Annotated in this window: 17 protein-coding genes, 1 other RNA gene and 1 other annotated feature; of the genes, 4 read left to right on the top strand and 14 right to left on the bottom strand. The window is 54.2% G+C overall.

Annotated features, from left to right (window positions below; translation table 11 throughout):
- Positions 1–4 precede the first annotated feature (4 nt).
- The 3 genes from yciA to ACA108_12255 are packed head-to-tail and all read right to left on the bottom strand — an operon-like array spanning position 5 to position 1,737.
- Positions 5–400, bottom strand: a complete 396-nt coding sequence (gene yciA, locus ACA108_12265) for an acyl-CoA thioester hydrolase YciA (protein XEX94187.1) — start codon at positions 398–400, stop codon at positions 5–7.
- A complete protein-coding gene (locus ACA108_12260) occupies positions 397–933 on the bottom strand; it encodes a septation protein A (protein XEX94186.1) in 537 nt (178 codons plus the stop codon). The genes yciA and ACA108_12260 overlap by 4 nt, the downstream gene beginning before the upstream one ends.
- 60 nt (positions 934–993) lie before the next feature.
- Positions 994–1,737, bottom strand: a complete 744-nt coding sequence (locus ACA108_12255) for a YciC family protein (GenBank protein ID XEX94185.1) — start codon at positions 1,735–1,737, stop codon at positions 994–996.
- 297 nt (positions 1,738–2,034) lie between these two features.
- Here ACA108_12255 and ompW point away from each other — a divergent pair, with 297 nt between their 5' ends.
- A complete protein-coding gene (gene ompW / locus ACA108_12250) occupies positions 2,035–2,667 on the top strand; it encodes an outer membrane protein OmpW (protein ID XEX94184.1) in 633 nt (210 codons plus the stop codon).
- 49 nt (positions 2,668–2,716) lie between these two features.
- Here ompW and trpA read toward each other — a convergent pair whose 3' ends face one another.
- The 5 genes from trpA to ACA108_12225 are packed head-to-tail and all read right to left on the bottom strand — an operon-like array spanning position 2,717 to position 9,250.
- Positions 2,717–3,526, bottom strand: a complete 810-nt coding sequence (gene trpA, locus ACA108_12245) for a tryptophan synthase subunit alpha (protein ID XEX94183.1) — start codon at positions 3,524–3,526, stop codon at positions 2,717–2,719.
- The gene (gene trpB / locus ACA108_12240; protein ID XEX98092.1) at positions 3,526–4,719 is read right to left on the bottom strand and encodes a tryptophan synthase subunit beta; all 1,194 of its coding nucleotides are present in this window, start codon (positions 4,717–4,719) and stop codon (positions 3,526–3,528) included. Before trpB ends, trpA begins: the two co-directional genes overlap by 1 nt.
- Before the next feature lie 8 nt (positions 4,720–4,727).
- Entirely contained in the window at positions 4,728–6,089 is a 1,362-nt protein-coding gene (trpCF, locus tag ACA108_12235) for a bifunctional indole-3-glycerol-phosphate synthase TrpC/phosphoribosylanthranilate isomerase TrpF (GenBank protein ID XEX94182.1), read from the bottom strand.
- A gap of 3 nt (positions 6,090–6,092) precedes the next feature.
- Positions 6,093–7,688, bottom strand: a complete 1,596-nt coding sequence (gene trpD / locus ACA108_12230) for a bifunctional anthranilate synthase glutamate amidotransferase component TrpG/anthranilate phosphoribosyltransferase TrpD (GenBank protein XEX94181.1) — start codon at positions 7,686–7,688, stop codon at positions 6,093–6,095.
- Complete coding sequence (locus ACA108_12225; GenBank protein ID XEX94180.1) at positions 7,688–9,250, bottom strand: anthranilate synthase component 1; 1,563 nt, start codon at positions 9,248–9,250, stop codon at positions 7,688–7,690. The genes trpD and ACA108_12225 overlap by 1 nt, the downstream gene beginning before the upstream one ends.
- 23 nt (positions 9,251–9,273) lie before the next feature.
- Positions 9,274–9,371 (bottom strand) — a sequence feature (Trp leader region).
- Between the two features lie 121 nt (positions 9,372–9,492).
- On the opposite strand from ACA108_12225, the gene ACA108_12220 reads away from it, so the two are divergent.
- On the top strand, positions 9,493–10,416 hold the full coding sequence (locus ACA108_12220) for a PHP domain-containing protein (GenBank protein XEX94179.1): 924 nt from the start codon (positions 9,493–9,495) through the stop codon (positions 10,414–10,416).
- On the top strand, positions 10,413–11,033 hold the full coding sequence (locus ACA108_12215) for an L-threonylcarbamoyladenylate synthase (protein XEX94178.1): 621 nt from the start codon (positions 10,413–10,415) through the stop codon (positions 11,031–11,033). The genes ACA108_12220 and ACA108_12215 overlap by 4 nt, the downstream gene beginning before the upstream one ends.
- A 381-nt stretch (positions 11,034–11,414) precedes the next feature.
- On the opposite strand, the gene ACA108_12210 is transcribed toward ACA108_12215, so the two are convergent.
- From ACA108_12210 to ACA108_12195, 4 genes are read right to left on the bottom strand one after another with little or no spacing between them, the layout of a single operon-like run.
- Positions 11,415–11,807, bottom strand: coding sequence for a hypothetical protein (locus ACA108_12210; GenBank protein XEX94177.1), 393 nt, complete (start codon positions 11,805–11,807; stop codon positions 11,415–11,417).
- Positions 11,804–12,202 (bottom strand): hypothetical protein, encoded by a 399-nt coding sequence (locus ACA108_12205; protein ID XEX94176.1) that lies wholly within the window; start codon positions 12,200–12,202, stop codon positions 11,804–11,806. The genes ACA108_12210 and ACA108_12205 overlap by 4 nt, the downstream gene beginning before the upstream one ends.
- Entirely contained in the window at positions 12,199–13,626 is a 1,428-nt protein-coding gene (locus ACA108_12200; GenBank protein ID XEX94175.1) for a PAAR domain-containing protein, read from the bottom strand. The genes ACA108_12205 and ACA108_12200 overlap by 4 nt, the downstream gene beginning before the upstream one ends.
- Positions 13,627–14,124 (bottom strand): hypothetical protein, encoded by a 498-nt coding sequence (locus tag ACA108_12195; GenBank protein XEX94174.1) that lies wholly within the window; start codon positions 14,122–14,124, stop codon positions 13,627–13,629. It abuts the gene before it with no gap.
- A gap of 466 nt (positions 14,125–14,590) precedes the next feature.
- On the opposite strand from ACA108_12195, the gene rluB reads away from it, so the two are divergent.
- On the top strand, positions 14,591–15,472 hold the full coding sequence (gene rluB, locus ACA108_12190; GenBank protein XEX94173.1) for a 23S rRNA pseudouridine(2605) synthase RluB: 882 nt from the start codon (positions 14,591–14,593) through the stop codon (positions 15,470–15,472).
- A gap of 58 nt (positions 15,473–15,530) precedes the next feature.
- Here the strand turns inward: rluB and rprA are convergent.
- Both rprA and ydiK read right to left on the bottom strand, forming a co-directional pair.
- Positions 15,531–15,637, bottom strand: an RNA gene (gene rprA / locus ACA108_12185) — antisense sRNA RprA.
- A gap of 197 nt (positions 15,638–15,834) precedes the next feature.
- A complete protein-coding gene (ydiK, locus tag ACA108_12180) occupies positions 15,835–16,953 on the bottom strand; it encodes an AI-2E family transporter YdiK (GenBank protein ID XEX94172.1) in 1,119 nt (372 codons plus the stop codon).
- Positions 16,954–17,008: the final 55 nt, after the last annotated feature.

The following is a 17,008-nucleotide window of genomic DNA, read 5'->3' as shown; positions in this document are numbered from 1 at the left end:
TTTTTCATGCCTGCTGCGGCAGCTGACGGGGCTTACCGTCATTGTCGACGGCAACGTAGATGAAAATAGCCTCCGTCGCCTTATAGCGCTGGCCGATAGGCTCAGAGGAAACCTTCTTCACCCATACTTCCACATTAATGGTAATCGACGTGTTGCCGCGCTTAATACAGTTCGCATAGCAGCACACCACATCGCCTACCGCGACGGGCTTTAGGAACGTCATACCGTCAACGCGCACGGTGACCACGCGGCCTTTGGCAATCTCTTTTGCCTGGATCGCGCCCCCCATATCCATCTGCGACATTAACCAGCCGCCAAAGATATCACCGTTGGCGTTGGTGTCCGCTGGCATCGCCAGCGTACGCAGGACCAGTTCGCCCGCCGGGGCCGTATGGCTCATTTCTCTTCCTGCGGCATATGGCGGTAGATATAAACCCCGCTCAGCAGTGTAAACACCAGCGTCGCCGCTGTCAGGCCGAACACCTTAAAGTTTACCCAGACGCTCTGCGGCATCCAGAAGGCGATGTAGATATTCAGCAGGCCGCAGACGATAAAGAAAAGCGCCCAGGCCACGTTCAACCTTGACCAGACGTGCTCCGGCAGGGTCAGCTCTTTACCCAGCATGCGCTGGATAAGCGGCTTTTTCATCACCAGCTGGCTAATCAGCAGCGCGGCGGCAAACAGCATATAGATGACCGTTACCTTCCATTTGATAAATTCATCGTTGTGGAAGAAGAGAGTCAGGCCACCAAATACCGCCACCATCAGGAAGGTGATCAGGGTCATTTTTTCCAGCTTGCGGTATTTGTACCAGCTGTAAACCAGCGCCAGGCCGGTAGCGACAATTAGCGCGCCGCTGGCAGCATAAATGTCGTACATCTTATAGAAGGCAAAGAAGACGATCAGGGGCAGGAAGTCGAGAAACTGCTTCATAAACTGTTCCGTAATAAGAGATTGCTCCTGACTGACTATAGCAGCCAGGAGGCCCGAAGGTTATTGGCGAATAAGCATATACAGGCGGAATAAATAGATGAGCAACACGGCTGAGATCAGGTTGCTTAGCATATTGGCAATCACCGCACCCACTTCCGGGGACAGCGCCGCAAGGGACGAGGCCAGCAGCAGCAGGGCAGTTTTGGCAATCAGCCAGCCGATGACCGCAGGCGCCACAAGACGCATGTTGCCCCAAACCAGGCGGATGCTGTCACGCATTGCCTTAAAAATACCTGCTTTATCCTGCACAACCATTACCGGTGCCATGGCCAGAACGATGGCTAACAGCACGCCCGGCAGCACGATCAGCATGATGCCAATCTGCACCACAAAGGTGGTAATGAGCATCAGAATAAGCATTTTTGGCAGCACGGGAGCCGCGGTACCGATGGCGCGCAGCGCGCTAACCCGGTGACCCGCAGACACCATCTGCATCAGCACCAGCATGCTGCCGGCCAGAATCGCATTGCCAATAAGCCCGGAGAAAGTCGATACCGCAGACGCTTTCAACAGCACCTGCTGCTGCTCCGGCGTCATATTCTGAACAAGGTCAAACAAGCCGTTGCTGTCAGACAGGTTATCTCCCTGGCTCAGAATCGCCATCTGCGCGTCGCTCGGTGAGAACGCATGGCTGATGATCACCGAAATAAAGGCGCAAAGTAAGGCAATCAGCAGGATAGTAACAAACTGATTGCGTAGAAAATTCCCCGTGTCACGGTACACAGAACCCGCCGTGATAGACATGCACTCTCCTTTGAAATTGCCAGGTTTTGGCTCAACGCGCAATTGTACCCTGGAAGGGGCAGTTCTGGCACCTCCACGGCCCTGAGTAAGCCGGAGTTAAGCGTAAAGATTTTTAAATACCGGGGATTCAGGAAAACTGAATGCAGATCAATTATTCCCGCGCGGCGTATTCGACAAAAATTAACCTAGATCATTGAATGTTAAATTAGCTAACAAAGTGTGATCGACGTAAGATCACTTTGTACCCAGAAGTGAGTATATTCAGCCCGCTAATAAAACCATAACAAGGAAAGGGCTATGAAGAAGTTATCTGTCGCAGTACTCGCTTTATGCTGTTTATCTGGTGAAGCGCTGGCGCATGAAGCAGGCGAGTTCTTTATGCGTGCCGGTACGGCAACCGTTCGTCCAACAGAGGGCTCGGACAACGTGCTCGGCATGGGCGGCTTCAGCGTCAGCAACAATACCCAGCTGGGATTAACGTTTGACTATATGGTGACCGATAATATCGGCATCGAACTGCTGGCCGCGACGCCGTTCCGCCATAAGGTTGGCCTTGGCCCGACTGGCGACCTGGCAACGGTCAGGCAGCTTCCGCCTACGCTGATGGCGCAGTGGTACTTCGGCGATGCAAAAAGTAAGGTTCGCCCGTATATCGGGGCGGGCATCAACTACACCACCTTCTTTGACACCGATTTCAACCAGACCGGTAAAGATGCGGGGCTGACTGATTTGAGCGTGAAGGATTCATGGGGCGCTGCGGGGCAGGTTGGTCTGGACTATATGGTCAACGACGACTGGCTGCTGAACATGTCGGTGTGGTACATGGATATCGACACCGAAGTGAAGTTTAAAGCGGGCGGCGAGCAGCAGAACATCAATACGCGTATCGATCCGTGGGTGTTTATGTTCTCAGCGGGCTACCGCTTCTGATAACAAATTAATAGTAAAAAGGCCGGAGATGCTCCGGCCTTTCGCTTTATTATGCTGCCCGCGTGGCGGCTTTCATCGCCTGCACGAAGCTTTTAAGCTCGCTGAGCATCACGTCCGGCTGGTCAACGTTCTTCTCTATGATTTTCACAATTGCCGAACCTGAAATCGCACCGGCTGCTCCAGCTGCAATGGCATCGCGAACCTGGGAGGGTTCAGAGATACCGAAGCCCTGCAAAGAAGGCGTGGCGTGGAATTCCGTTAGCTTCTCTACGAGATGGTGCAGCGGCAGCTGAGCACGCGTTTCCGCGCCGGTTACGCCCGCACGAGAAAGCAGATAGGTATAGCCGCGACCGTGCGAGGCAATTTCACGCAGCAATGCGTCATCCGCGTTTGGCGGGCAGATGAAGATAGGCGCAACGTTATGGCGCATCGCCGCCTGGCGGAACGGGGCAGACTCTTCAACTGGTACATCGGCAATCAGCACCGAATCCACGCCCACTTTGGCGCACAGCGCATAGAATTCATCAATCCCACGGCTGTAAACCAGGTTGGCATACATCAGCAGGCCAATGGGGATAGTCGGGTGCTTCTGACGAATAACGGCCAGCATCTCGAAACACTGCGTTGGCGTGACACCGGCTGCAAAAGCACGAAGCGCGGCGTTCTGAATCGTCGGGCCATCCGCCAGCGGATCGGAGAACGGGATACCCAGCTCAAGCGCATCCGCACCCGCTTCAATCAGCGTATCGATGATCTTCAGGGAGTGCTCAGGCGACGGGTCGCCAAGGGTCACGAAGGGGACAAAAGCGCCTTCCTTGCGAGCCTCTAACTGCTCAAATACGTGCTGATAACGTTCCATTACATTTCCCCTCGCGCTTTTAAAATATCGTGAACGGTGAAGATATCTTTGTCGCCGCGGCCAGAGAGGTTCACCACCAGCAGCTGTTCCTTTTCAGGGTGTTCCCGCATCATTTTTACGGCGTGGGCCAGCGCATGGGAGGACTCAAGCGCCGGAATAATCCCCTCTTTGCGGCACAGCAACTTGAAAGCATCGAGCGCTTCGTCATCGGTGATCGACACGTATTCCGCACGACCGATGCTGTTTAAGTAGGCGTGCTGCGGCCCGACTGAGGGGAAGTCCAGACCGGCGGAGATTGAATAGGATTCCTCAATCTGCCCTTCGTCGGTTTGCATCATCGGGGATTTCATCCCGAAGTAGATGCCGACGCGGCCATGCTTCAGCGGCGCGCCGTGCTCCCCGGTTTCGATACCGTGACCGGCAGGCTCAACGCCAATCAGCCCGACTTTGGTTTCATTAATGAAGTCAGCAAACATACCGATGGCGTTGGAGCCACCGCCTACGCAGGCAATCACCGCGTCCGGCAGACGACCTTCTTTCTCAAGGATTTGTGCTTTCGTCTCTTCGCCGATCATGCGCTGGAATTCACGCACGATTGTCGGGAACGGGTGCGGGCCTGCCGCTGTACCGAGCATATAGTGCGCGGTGTCATAGCTGCCGGACCAGTCGCGCAGCGCTTCGTTGCAGGCATCTTTCAGCGTGGCGGAGCCGCTGTGCACCGGGATCACTTCCGCGCCCATCAGACGCATACGGAACACGTTAGGTGACTGGCGCTCAACGTCTTTGGCACCCATATAAATACGGCATTTCAGGCCGAGCAGCGCGCTTGCCAGCGCAGAAGCAACGCCGTGCTGGCCGGCACCGGTTTCGGCGATGATTTCAGTTTTGCCCATTTTCTTGGCAAGAAGAGCCTGGCCGAGCACCTGGTTAGTTTTATGCGCGCCGCCGTGCAGCAGGTCTTCACGCTTCAGGTACAGCGTAGTGTTAGTGCCTTCCGTAATGTTCTTACATTTTGTCAGTGCGGTAGGGCGCCCGGCGTAGTTTTTCAGCAGGTCGTTAAACTCTGCCTGGAACTCCGCGTCGCTTTGCGCCGCCACAAACGCTTCTTCCAGCTGGCGCAGGGCAGGCATCAGGATTTGCGGCACGTACATGCCACCAAACTCACCAAAATAGGGATTAAGTAACGTCATGATATTTTTCCTTAGTAAGCCCGCAGCGTCTGGAAGACGGCTGCCAGCTTGTTAGCATCTTTAATGCCCGGCGCGCTTTCGACGCCAGAATTGAAATCCAGTCCCGCGCATCCGGCTTTTGCCGCTTCCACGCAGTTGTCCGCCCCGAGGCCACCGGCCAGCATGACGTTATCCAGCTTCTGTCCCGCCAGCAGCGACCAGTCAAAGCTCTGGCCCGTGCCGCCCTGGCCGTTGTCGAAAACGTATTTATCAACGTGGTTCAGGTCGCGGGCCGGCAGCGTGTGGGCAACGCTCAGCGCCTTCCAGATCTGTACGTTGTCCGGCAGCTCGTCACGCAGGGTGTCGATATAGGCCTGGTCTTCGTCGCCGTGTAGCTGAACGGCAACGAGGCTGAGTTTAGTGACTTTGCTGACCACCTCGCTGATCGGGGTATTGCGGAACACACCTACAAAACGGAGATCGGCGGCGGAGATGACAGAAAGCGCCTGCTCGTCGGTGACAAAACGCGCGGAAGAAGGCACGAAAATAAGCCCACCAAAAATGGCCCCGGCTTCACGGGCGGCGCGGGCATCCTCCGGGCGGGTCAGGCCGCAGACCTTATTCTCACCCAGCGTCACGCGGCGAACGGCGGCGTTCAGATCGTCCTCTTCCATCAGCGCGGAGCCGATCAGGAAGCCGTTAGCAAAGTGGCAGAGTTCGCGGATCTGGCCGTAGGTGCTGATGCCCGATTCGCTGATAACGGTTACGCCATGCGTCAGGCGCGGGGCCAGCTTCCTGGTGCGATCCAGGTCGATAGACAGATCGCGCAGATCGCGGTTGTTGATGCCAACGACCTTCGCTTTCAGCGCAATGGCGCGCTCGAGCTCCTCTTCATTACTGACTTCCGTCAGTACGCCCATGCTCAGGCTGTGCGCCACGGCTGCGAGCTGACGATACTGGTCGTCATCCAGCACGGACAGCATCAGCAGGCAGGCATCGGCCTGGTAAAAGCGTGCCAGGTAAATTTGATAGGCATCGATAATAAAATCTTTGCACAGCACCGGCTGAGTGACGATGCCGCTGACGATGGGCAGGAAATCGAAGCTGCCCTGGAAATATTTTTCGTCGGTCAGCACGGAGATTGCGGAAGCGTAATGCTTATAAACACCGGCAATGCGCGCTGGGTCAAAATCATCGCGAATAACCCCTTTGGACGGAGAAGCTTTTTTGCACTCCAGGATAAAGGCAGTCCGCGCGCCCCGTAAGGCATCGTAAAAATTGCGTGTAGCGGGTGTTACGTCGTTCTGGAAGCTTGCCAGGGGCTGCTGCTTTTTACGCGCTTCAACCCAAATCGCCTTATCCGCGACGATTTTCGTTAATACGGTGTCCTGCATTTCTTATCCTCTTGCTGCCAGTTGCGTGACGCGGTCGTAGGCTGCGCCGCTGCGCAGTACGTCCAGCACCTGTTGTGCGTTTGCTTTGAGATCTTCGTGGCCGTGCAGGCGCATCAGCATCGCGACGTTCGCGGCGACGGCCGACTCGTGGGCGATCTCTCCTTTACCTTGTAGCAGGCGGGTCAGAATGTCACGGTTTTCTTCCGGCGTGCCGCCCGCCAGCGCCTCCTGGTGATAAGGAGGAAGATTGAAGTCTGCGGCAGTAAGCTGGTAGCTGGTGATATCACCGTTGTTCAGCTCGGCGACCTGCGTCGGAGCATGGAGTGAAACCTCATCCATTCCGCCGCTGTGCACCACGGCGGCACGCTTATAGCCGAGCACGCGCAGCGTCTCGGCAATCGGCAGGACCAGTTCCGCGCTGTAAACGCCAATCAGCGCCAGCGGTGGGTGAGCGGGGTTAATCAATGGCCCCAGCACGTTAAACAGCGTGCGAGTTTTCAGCTGCTGGCGTACCGGCATGGCATGGCGGAAACCCGTGTGATATTTCGGCGCAAACAGGAAGCAAACGCCTAAATCATCCAGCGCCTGGCGTGAACTCTCTGCGCTCATATCCAGATTGATGCCGAAAGCGGCGAGCAAATCGGACGAGCCGGAACGGCTGGAGACGCTGCGGTTACCGTGTTTTGCCACTTTCAGCCCAACGGCGGCGGCCACAAAGGCGCTGGCGGTAGAGATATTAATGCTGTTGCTGCCGTCGCCGCCGGTGCCGACGATATCGGCGAATTCATAGTCCGGGCTTGGGAAAGGCGCGGCTGCCTCAAGCATGGCGGACGCCGCCCCGGCAATTTCGTTCGGGTGCTCGCCGCGCACTTTCATACTGACCAGCGCTGCCGCCAGCTGCTCAGGCTTAAGCTCGCCGCGCACGATGGCAGAGAAAAGCTGGTGGCTCTCTTCGCGGCTCAGGGTCTGGGCCTGGTAAAGCTTGTCCAGAATCGGTTGCAGGGTATTGGTCTGCTTTAACTTCAGCAGCGCCCAGTCGAGCGTTTGTTCCAGCAGCCGCGCACCCTGGGTCGTGAGGATGGATTCTGGGTGGAACTGGAAGCCGCAAACACGGTCCGCGTCGTGGCGCACTGCCATCACCATACCGTCGAAATGGGCGTTGATGGTCAGGCCCGCCGGAATATTGCTGCCGACCAGCGAGTGATAACGGGCCACCGGCAGTGGGTTAGACAGCCCCGCGAACATCGCTTCGCCGTCGTGAGAAATGTTTGACGCTTTACCGTGCAGGATCTCACCCGCCTGGCCGACGTAGCCGCCGTAAGCTTCAACAATCGCCTGATGCCCCAGGCAGATGCCGATAATCGGCAGCTTGCCGCGCATGCGGGTCAGCAGCTCCGGCATGCAGCCTGCTTCACTTGGTGCGCCAGGACCCGGGGAAAGCATCAGCACCGGGTTATCCATGGTCGCCAGGCGTTCAATCAACGTCTGGGCCGGAACGTGGTTGCGGTAGATAACAACATTGTGGCCGTTCGCGCGCAGCTGGTCTGCCAGGTTATAGGTGAATGAGTCGATGTTATCGAGCAGCAGAATGTCAGCCATCAGAAAATCTCCTTCGCATGGTGCGCGGTGGCAATGGCGCGCAGAACGGCGCGGGCTTTACTACGAGTTTCGTCGGCTTCGGACTGCGGCACGGAATCCAGCACCACGCCTGCACCAGCCTGAACGGTGGCGATGCCATTCTCCACATAGGCGGAGCGAATAACGATGCAGGTGTCCAGATCGCCATGAGCGGTGAAGTAGCCGACGGCACCGCCGTAGCTGCCGCGACGAACGCCTTCGGCTTTGGCAATCAGCTGCATGGCGCGTACTTTTGGCGCGCCGCTGAGCGTACCCATGTTCATACAGGCGCGGTAAGCGTGAAGAACGTCGAGATCATTGCGCAGTTCGCCAACAACCCGGGAAACCAGATGCATCACAAAAGAGTAACGGTCAACTTTGGTCAGGTCGGCCACGTAGCGGCTGCCCGGCGTACAGATACGTGCCAGGTCGTTACGTGCCAGATCCACCAGCATCAGATGTTCGGACATCTCTTTGTGGTCGGTGCGCATATCCAGCTCAAAGCGGCTGTCCAAATCGCGGTCCAGCGAACCGTCAGCGCGGCGGCCACGGGGGCGGGTGCCGGCAATCGGGTAGATCTCTATCTGACGCGAAGTGGCGTCATATTTCAGCGAGCTTTCCGGGGAAGCACCGAACAGAGTAAAATCGTTATCCTGCATAAAGAACATGTACGGGCTTGGGTTGCTCTTTTTCAGCGTCTCATAGGCGGCCAGCGGGGAAGGGCATGGCAGGGAGAAACGGCGTGACGGAACAACCTGGAAGATTTCTCCAGCACGAATGGCCTTCTGCATGTGACGAACCACCGCGCCGTACTCTTCGTCGCTCTGATTAACGTCGCAGCTCATATGCTCGACTTTCTGCACGGGCAGCGCGGAAGGGGCTTCATGTAACTGACGTGACAGCTGCTCAGCTCGCTGCTCCAGACGTGATTTTTCAGCGTGTGACGGGGTAAAGAGGCTGGCCTGAATGCGAGTCTGCTTTTTCTGATGGTCGATAACCAGCAGCGTTTCTGCCAGGTAGAAGCAGTAGTCCGGGCAGCGGTTATCCTGCTTCAGAGCAGGTAAATCCTCGAACCCGGCGACCAGGTCATAGGCGAACAGGCCGCCGAAGAACATCGCTTCGCGCTCGTCTTCCGGAACGGTGACCAGCTCCTGCATCAGGCGGAAGGCATCGAAAACGGAAAGCGAGCACAGGCGGGCGTCTTCATCCAGCAGCTGGCTGACCGCCGGGAAGCGCAGCACGCGGCCCTGCGGCAGATGGTCGTTTTCCACGCCAGCCGGGAGCGCGGCGTCCAGCAGGGGCAGCAGAGAAGCGCCGTTATCAGAAAGTGCCTGAATAGTGACGGTGTCACCGAGGGCGGTAATGCGCAGCGCGCTGTCGACAAGCAGCAGGCTTTTTAAATCATTTTTGCTGTCGATATCCGCAGATTCAAGCAGCAGGGTGGCCGGGCGTGCGCCGCACAGCTGGTGAAACACGGCGGTCGGGTTATCCCGGTAGGGTGCATCTTTGGTCAGTAATTCGAGCGCTGGTTTTTGTGTTTGCATTTTTTGCTCTTCATATTTTGTTCAAAAAAAAGCCCGCTTCTTATGGCGGGCCTGGTATCCGGGCTGCTTAACAGCCGTAGCGATGACACTGCCCGTTTCAGGAAGTGCGCCACCAGCTGTTGTGCAGGTTAAGAATCGCTTTCATTTTCAGATACCTTTCTCGTGTGAACTTGCGTACTAGTAAACTAGTTCGATGATGTAAAGTCAATAGCGATTTTTAGTTAGCCCTGATTCTCGCTATCATGGGCGGTCATTTTCATTTTGTTAACAGTTGCGGAGCCATTTTGAGCGAGCCTACCCTTGCGGTGATTTACGACTTACACAGCCATACCACCGCCTCAGATGGCCTATTAACTCCCCAGGCGCTTGTACAGCGCGCGGTGCATAACCGTGTGGGCATTCTGGCGATCACCGACCATGACACCGTAGCGGGGCTTGCTGCCGCCCGCGCAGAAATCGCCGATAAACAGCTTCCTCTACAGTTGATCAGCGGCGTGGAAATATCAACAGTCTGGGAAAATCACGAGATCCACATTGTGGGCCTCGGCATCGACGAACATTATCCTGAGATGGTGGCGTTTCTGGCTGAGCAGACGGAACGCCGTCGTCTACGCGCCGAACTGATTGCCGAAAGGCTCGATAAGGCGCTGATCCCAGGCGCGCTTGAAGGTGCGTTGCGTCTTGCTGACGGCGGGGCTGTGACACGCGGCCATTTCGCCCGCTACCTGGTGGAATGCGGTAAAGCCAGCAACATGGCTGGCGTTTTTAAGAAGTACCTTGCAAAGGGGAAAACCGGATACGTTCCGCCACAGTGGTGTACAATAGAACAAGCTATTGATGTGATTCATCATTCTGGCGGGCAGGCGGTACTGGCGCATCCGGGCCGTTATGACCTGACCACCAAATGGCTAAAAAGATTGCTGGCGCATTTTGCCGAAAGTGGTGGCGATGCCATGGAAGTCGCGCAGTGCCAGCAGGCCCCCAATGAAAGAACCGTACTTGCTGGTTTCGCCATGCAGTTTAATCTGCTGGCCTCGCAGGGCTCCGATTTTCATCAGCCCTGTTCGTGGATAGAGCTGGGCCGCAAGCTATGGCTGCCGGCGGGCGTTGAGCCGGTGTGGCAAAGCTGGGAGCAGGGCCTCATCGCAAAAGAGAGGACAGTATGAGTCAATTTTTCTATATTCATCCGGACAACCCACAGCAGCGCCTGATTAACCAGGCGGTGGAGATAGTGCGTAAAGGTGGTGTGATCGTCTATCCAACTGATTCCGGCTATGCGCTGGGCTGCAAGCTGGAAGACAAATCGGCCATGGAGCGCATTTGCCGCATCCGTAATTTGCCGGACGGCCACAACTTCACGCTGATGTGCCGTGATTTGTCCGAGCTTTCAACTTACGCATTCGTTGATAACGTGGCGTTCCGCTTAATTAAGAACAACACACCGGGTAACTACACCTTTATTCTGAAGGGGACGAAAGATGTCCCACGCCGCCTGTTGCAGGAGAAGCGTAAAACCATCGGGCTGCGCGTACCGTCGAATCCCATTGCGCAGGCGCTGCTTGAAGTGCTGGATCAGCCGATGCTTTCCACGTCATTAATGATGCCTGGCAGCGACTTTACCGAATCAGACCCGGAAGAGATCAAAGATCGGCTGGAAAAAGTTGTCGATCTGGTGATCCACGGTGGTTACCTCGGACAGCAACCAACCACGGTAATTGATTTAACCGATGATTCCCCGGTCGTACTGCGTGAAGGCGTCGGTGACGTTAAGCCTTTCTTATAATAGTGTCTGCGGCCAAAATGGGGTGTAAACCCCATTACCCCATTTCGACGCCTGTGAAAGTGCGTAACTAAAATAAAAAAATCTTATAATTCAACATATTAAATCGACACTGCTTATAGCTGTCATCATATTGTGTAACAGTTTTAACAGCGGTTTGTATCACTACATTTATGCACACCATGTTCAAGGCTGTGACAGGCTTCATTATCAGACATAAGCCTGATGAAATCTTCCAACGACTTTTTGCGTTACTTTGCTCCAAATGGGCAATAGATCTTATGTTGCACAAAATCTGAGGAAGTGGATGACAGGTGGAACTGACGAGGATTTTGAGACGTTTCAAGGGGAGGCCAGCATTGCTGCTGGCTTATTTTGGGGATGCTATTGAAAGTAGAACACGGCTCCGGCGATAACGATTGATACTAATCCTAAAGCAGAGAAAGCGTACTCAACGATAAACCAGTTTTTGAGGTGAGGTGGCAAGTCTCTGATGAATGCAACATCATCATTTGTAATGTCAACTGAGCTTTTACCAAAGATCAAAGGGTTCACGATAAAGTTGATCTTCGCTGCATAACCTGAGCTAAACCCTATAGAATCGGCATTATCGAAGATAATCGCTCCGGCAGGGAGAGAACCAAACTTTTCTTTATACAGCTTGCAGATCGTGGAGAAACGCTTTTTGTTGAGAAATGAGAGCAACGCGACAGCGATACCGCAGACAAGACTTAATCCTCCAAATCCACAGATGATCAGATCTGTTGAATTAATCATTTTTCGACCCAAAGACAGATACCACCAATAAGTAGGGCAATAAAACCTACCAATGAACACAAGAATTCGGCGATAAACCAATATTTGATGTTTGCAGGTAGCCCCCGTATAAAATCCACATCATCGTTTTTGCTCTGAATAGACTTTTTGCCAAAGATCAATGGATGGATAATGAAGTCCATTTTTGTGGAGTATCCAGCGGTGAAACCGAGTAAATCAGCATCTCTTAGAACTGCTGCAGCAAGTGGCACTGAGCCAAACTCCCCTTCATACAAACGACACACTTCAAGGAAGCGTTTTTTGTTCAAAATTGACAGTATGACCATAATGACAGTGGAGAGTAGTATCACTCCCCCAGTACCAATAACGAGGACATCGAAAGCAGAAACCTTCACTTTGTGACCTCATAAACTTTTTCACCAGCCATTTCGCCAACCTTGCCTCCTAACTCTCCTCCGGCATAGCCGACCGAGCCAGTGAAGATCACACCGCAGGCCAACATTCCAGCGCCAGCAGCTTCAATAGTTAATGCGCCCAAGACAACCGAGCAAACTGTGGTAGAAACTGAACCAGATACAAGAGCACCAGCTGCCATTCCACTGCCCAATCCCACACTAAAACTTCCGACTTCAGTGTAAGCCGTTTTCTTGCAGTCAGATCCGACTGTGCAGGCTTCATAAATCTTATCCAGCCTGTTCATACCATCAAGCGCGATCCCGACATAACCCGCTGTTTTCATCATTTTCACATATTTTGCAGCGTTCTCCATGAAGGTGGCGTAGCCCTCAATGTCAGCAACTCCCGTCTGATTCCAGCGGTGAGTGATAGAACTGGTCGAAAGTCCTAATGCACGCTTGATGTCCGGGTAGTCCTGCAATGCAAGTTTGTGACGGGTAAAATCAGTGAGAATACTATCAAGTTCACCGAATAGCTGACGTCTTTGAACATAGAACTGTTCGCTGATCAGTGAGCCGCTCGTAATGTACTGATTCTTGTACGCCTGTTGAATTCTGGTCAGAACGCTTTCGATTTTCTCAAAGTATTTTCCCGCAGCTTCTGAGGCGATCCCTGTTGTCGTACTGGCGTGAGAGGTAAACAGATCAATGGTGTCTTTGTTTTTATGCAGGAAGTTAGCTTCCTGGATTGTCAGCGGTTCTAACGCCGCATCAATTCGCGCTTTCGCGGCTTTCATGTGGGCGATCTGCTCGTCGTCCTGTTTCTCTGGATCAACCAGAAGCATAATAGAACCAGCTTTATACTTCGCGTCAGAACCGTTCAGCGTAGCGAATAGTTCTTTGGCTCCTGCTGGTGGGGTGCCGGTGAATAGCAGACGTTGCCAGGCTTCTGTGGTGCCGCCGTAGGGGAGAACGGCAAAACCTGCGTCGATGCCTGTTTTCTTTTTCGCTGTCTGGGCGTGTTGTTCTGGTTCTGCTTGTGACGGTTGAGATGCAGCAAGAGCGGCTGCTGCGGTTGCCGCTTCTGCCAGATACCTTGCCGTTGCCTGAGAAGGGGATTCACCTGGGCCGATCCAGCCCAAAGGGGCTATGATACGGTTAGCTCCAGAGGGGCAGCCACATAAAACGACGCACCTGTCCACGGCTACTGGGATCTGGTGAATTGTGCGGTGTGACTCACCTTCAACAACTTTTCCTTCTTTGCCGCATTTCGGGCAAGCTGTGGTCTTGTCACCCAGAACAATCGGACGGCGACCAAGAATGTTACCGCAAGAAAGTGAGGGGATGAGTTTTGCGCCAGTTGTAGTTTGATCACCAAACAACGCCATTCCACGACCCAAAACGTTTGGACGCATTCCCCCCATTTACGCCACCTTTTTAACAGGCAGAAAATCATCTGGCATTGATTCACCCTTGCGAAAAGTGAACACTAATCCATAATCAGGAGTGCTGATAATCACATCCTCGTTATCAAGCAAGCTACCAACCAGCGCAATTCCTTTACCTTCCCATTCGCTTAACTGCCCGGCGCTGGTGATGATGACAGCCTTCGTTCCGTCTGGATAAGTGACGGTTGCACCTTCTGTAGCCATACTGACACATTGACCAGTATCAAGCTGGACTTTCATACCCTGGCTCGGATCCGGATTAGGCTCGTCGACAACGCCGCCCCGAAGAGTGCGGCTTCCGGCAACGGCGGCACGATAGATCGCTGTAACTGGATGGTGTTTGGCGTATTCCTGCTGTTCGATAATGAGAGTACAAGCTTCTTCATTCATTTCGGACAGTTGCTGGTCGGTATAACGAGGAGCATCGTAAGATGCGATGATTTCAGGGGTAAGATCGTTGTTGTACTGTTTCATAAGTCCCTCTACTTGTTATAAAAATAATCACAGAGGTCATTTTACAAGCAATAACCACATGCGCAACAAGTATTAGGCCTAAGTGAAACTACGTTTCGTAACAGAAGGTTATCCGGTAAAATTGTCGTGACCTGCTCCCAGTTGATTAGTACACCCTGATGTTAGTAATGTCTTCATTGTGACCCGCTCCCCGTATGTGATCCATTCATAATCAGGAATAACCGGCTTCTTCTGGCTGTCAGTTCCAAGACTCAGACGGACAAAACTTGTTGAATCATTTAGTCTAAAATTCATGTAACATGTGCGCCCACAAATCATTGTGTGTGGCAGCTTGTGTGACGTAGCATTTGCCATGCTGTAAACCATGAAATAGTTACATATCAGTGAGTTAACTTGTTTTGTCGGTTGTCTCATTGTTTTTGCAAGTATATCAGACGCCTGTGAAGGCGACACCCGAGGAAGCTCAATGAGCGATAAGAGCGAAAAGTTACAAAAAGTCCTGGCTCGCGCCGGCCACGGTTCACGCCGTGAAATTGAAACCATTATCTCCGCAGGCCGCGTCAGCGTGGATGGCAAAATTGCCACCCTGGGCGACCGTGTGGAAGTGACTCAGGCCCTGAAGATCCGTATCGATGGCCACCTGATCTCTATTAAAGAGTCTGCAGATCAGATTTGCCGCGTACTGGCTTACTATAAGCCGGAAGGCGAACTGTGTACCCGCAACGACCCGGAAGGCCGTCCTACCGTGTTTGACCGTCTGCCTAAGCTGCGCGGCGCGCGCTGGATTGCCGTTGGTCGTCTGGACGTGAACACCTGTGGCCTGCTGCTGTTCACCACCGACGGTGAGCTGGCGAACCGCCTGATGCACCCAAGCCGTGAAGTTGAGCGCGAATACGCCGTGCGCGTGTTTGGCCAGATTGACGACGATAAAGTGAAGCAACTGGGCCTTGGCGTTCAGCTGGAAGACGGTCCGGCAGCATTCAAAACCATCAAATTCACCGGCGGTGAAGGCATTAACCAGTGGTACAACGTGACCCTGACCGAAGGCCGTAACCGTGAGGTTCGTCGCCTGTGGGAAGCGGTTGGCGTGCAGGTTAGCCGTCTGATCCGCGTTCGCTACGGTGATATTCAGCTGCCGAAAGGCTTACCGCGCGGTGGTTACACCGAGCTGGACCTGGCGCAGACTAACTATCTGCGTACGCTGGTGGAGCTGCCTGCCGAAACGGCAAGCAAAGTAGCGGTTGAAAAAGACCGTCGCCGTATGAAGGCAAATCAGATCCGCCGTGCCGTTAAACGCCATACGCAGGTTACGACCGGCGGTCGTCGCTCCGGTGGCCGCAACAGCTAACGCCGTGCAAAAACAACAAAACCCCTCGCTGAGGGGTTTTTTTTGGCCTGAATTCAGACGAAAAAAAAGCCCATCGTTGAGATGGGCAAAGACTACACACAGCAATTCGTTGTTTCACTCAGGGGATTTCCATGCTTATAAATCAATGCGTTGATTCATAACCGTGTGATAATAGTAGGCATCCTCGTTTACAGAGTCTCTCGGATTCGTCTCAATAGTTAATAACAGGTTATCGATTAGCGTCACAGAACGAAGGATTTGCAAACTCACGGGGCATGAAAGCCGGGAAAGACGGGGGTATTGATTAGCAGTGTTAATCATTAAGACGATGGCTCCCCCATGGTCGTGGAGGAGCGGAGGTTTTACTTCGCCAGCGTTTCGCCTTCGTGCTCTTCCAGCAGTTCGACTACCTCGTTAGGGTCGTCCAGCGGCTGCGGCGCTTCGTGCATCCACACGGAAATCAGGCGATAGGAGACGGCCAGCAGCACCGGGCCGATAAACAGGCCGATCATGCCAAACGCAATCAGCCCGCCGATAACTCCGGAGAGGATAAGAATCATCGGCAAATCGGCACCCATGCGGATAAGCACCGGGCGAATAAAGTTATCCATGGTGCCCACCACGCAGCTCCACACCAGCAGTACGGTGCCCCACGTGGTATCACCGGTCCAGTAAAGCCAGGCAATAGACGGCACCAGCACCAGCAGCGGCCCGATCTGCACCAGGCAGCACAGCAGCATCACTACGGTGAGCAGCGTGGCGTTAGGAATGCCTGCAATCGCCAGGCCAAACCCTCCCAGCACCGACTGAACCAGCGCGGTCACCACTACGCCCAGCGCAACGGCGCGGATAGCCTGCCCAGCCAGCAGAACCGCGGCGTCGCCGCGCTGCCCGGCCAGACGAAACGCAAAGTGGCGGATGCCGTTACCCAGCGCTTCACCCTTCGCATACAGCACAACGCTGAACAGCAGCATCAGGCCGCAGTGCATCACGAAGCTGCCAATATGTACCGCCTGGCCGAGGAACCAGGTAGTTGTTGCGCCGATGTACGGACGAACCTTCGCCATAATGGCGCTGCCGCCGCTGTCGACCAGTGCGTTCCAGCCCACGTATAGTTTGTCGCCAACCAGCGGCACAGCGTGCAGCCACTCAAATTTAGGCAGCGTCATATTGCCTTTGGATACCCAGTCGACAACTACGCCGCTGTTATCCACCAGACTATTGACCAGCAGCGCGACGGGGATAATGAACAGCATCAGCAGCAGCAGGGTCATGACCAGAACGGCAAGAGAACGCTTGCCCCACAGCAAATGCTGGATTTTAAGCATCAGCGGCCAGGTTGCCATTACGACGGTGCCAGCCCACGCAAACCCAAGCACAAAGGGACGAACAATCCACAAACAGGCGATTATCATCACCGAAATAAACAGCACCGACAGGAGGATCTGCAGCAGATCCTTCGGTTGACTGACTTTGACCATAGAAAAAATCACCTTAAAAAAAGACGATGGGCACGGTGCCTGCGTCAAAACCGCA

This window comes from Dryocola sp. LX212, assembly GCA_041504365.1.
Lineage (GTDB): Bacteria > Pseudomonadota > Gammaproteobacteria > Enterobacterales > Enterobacteriaceae > Dryocola.
This window is presented reverse-complemented; position numbering and strand designations above follow the sequence as displayed.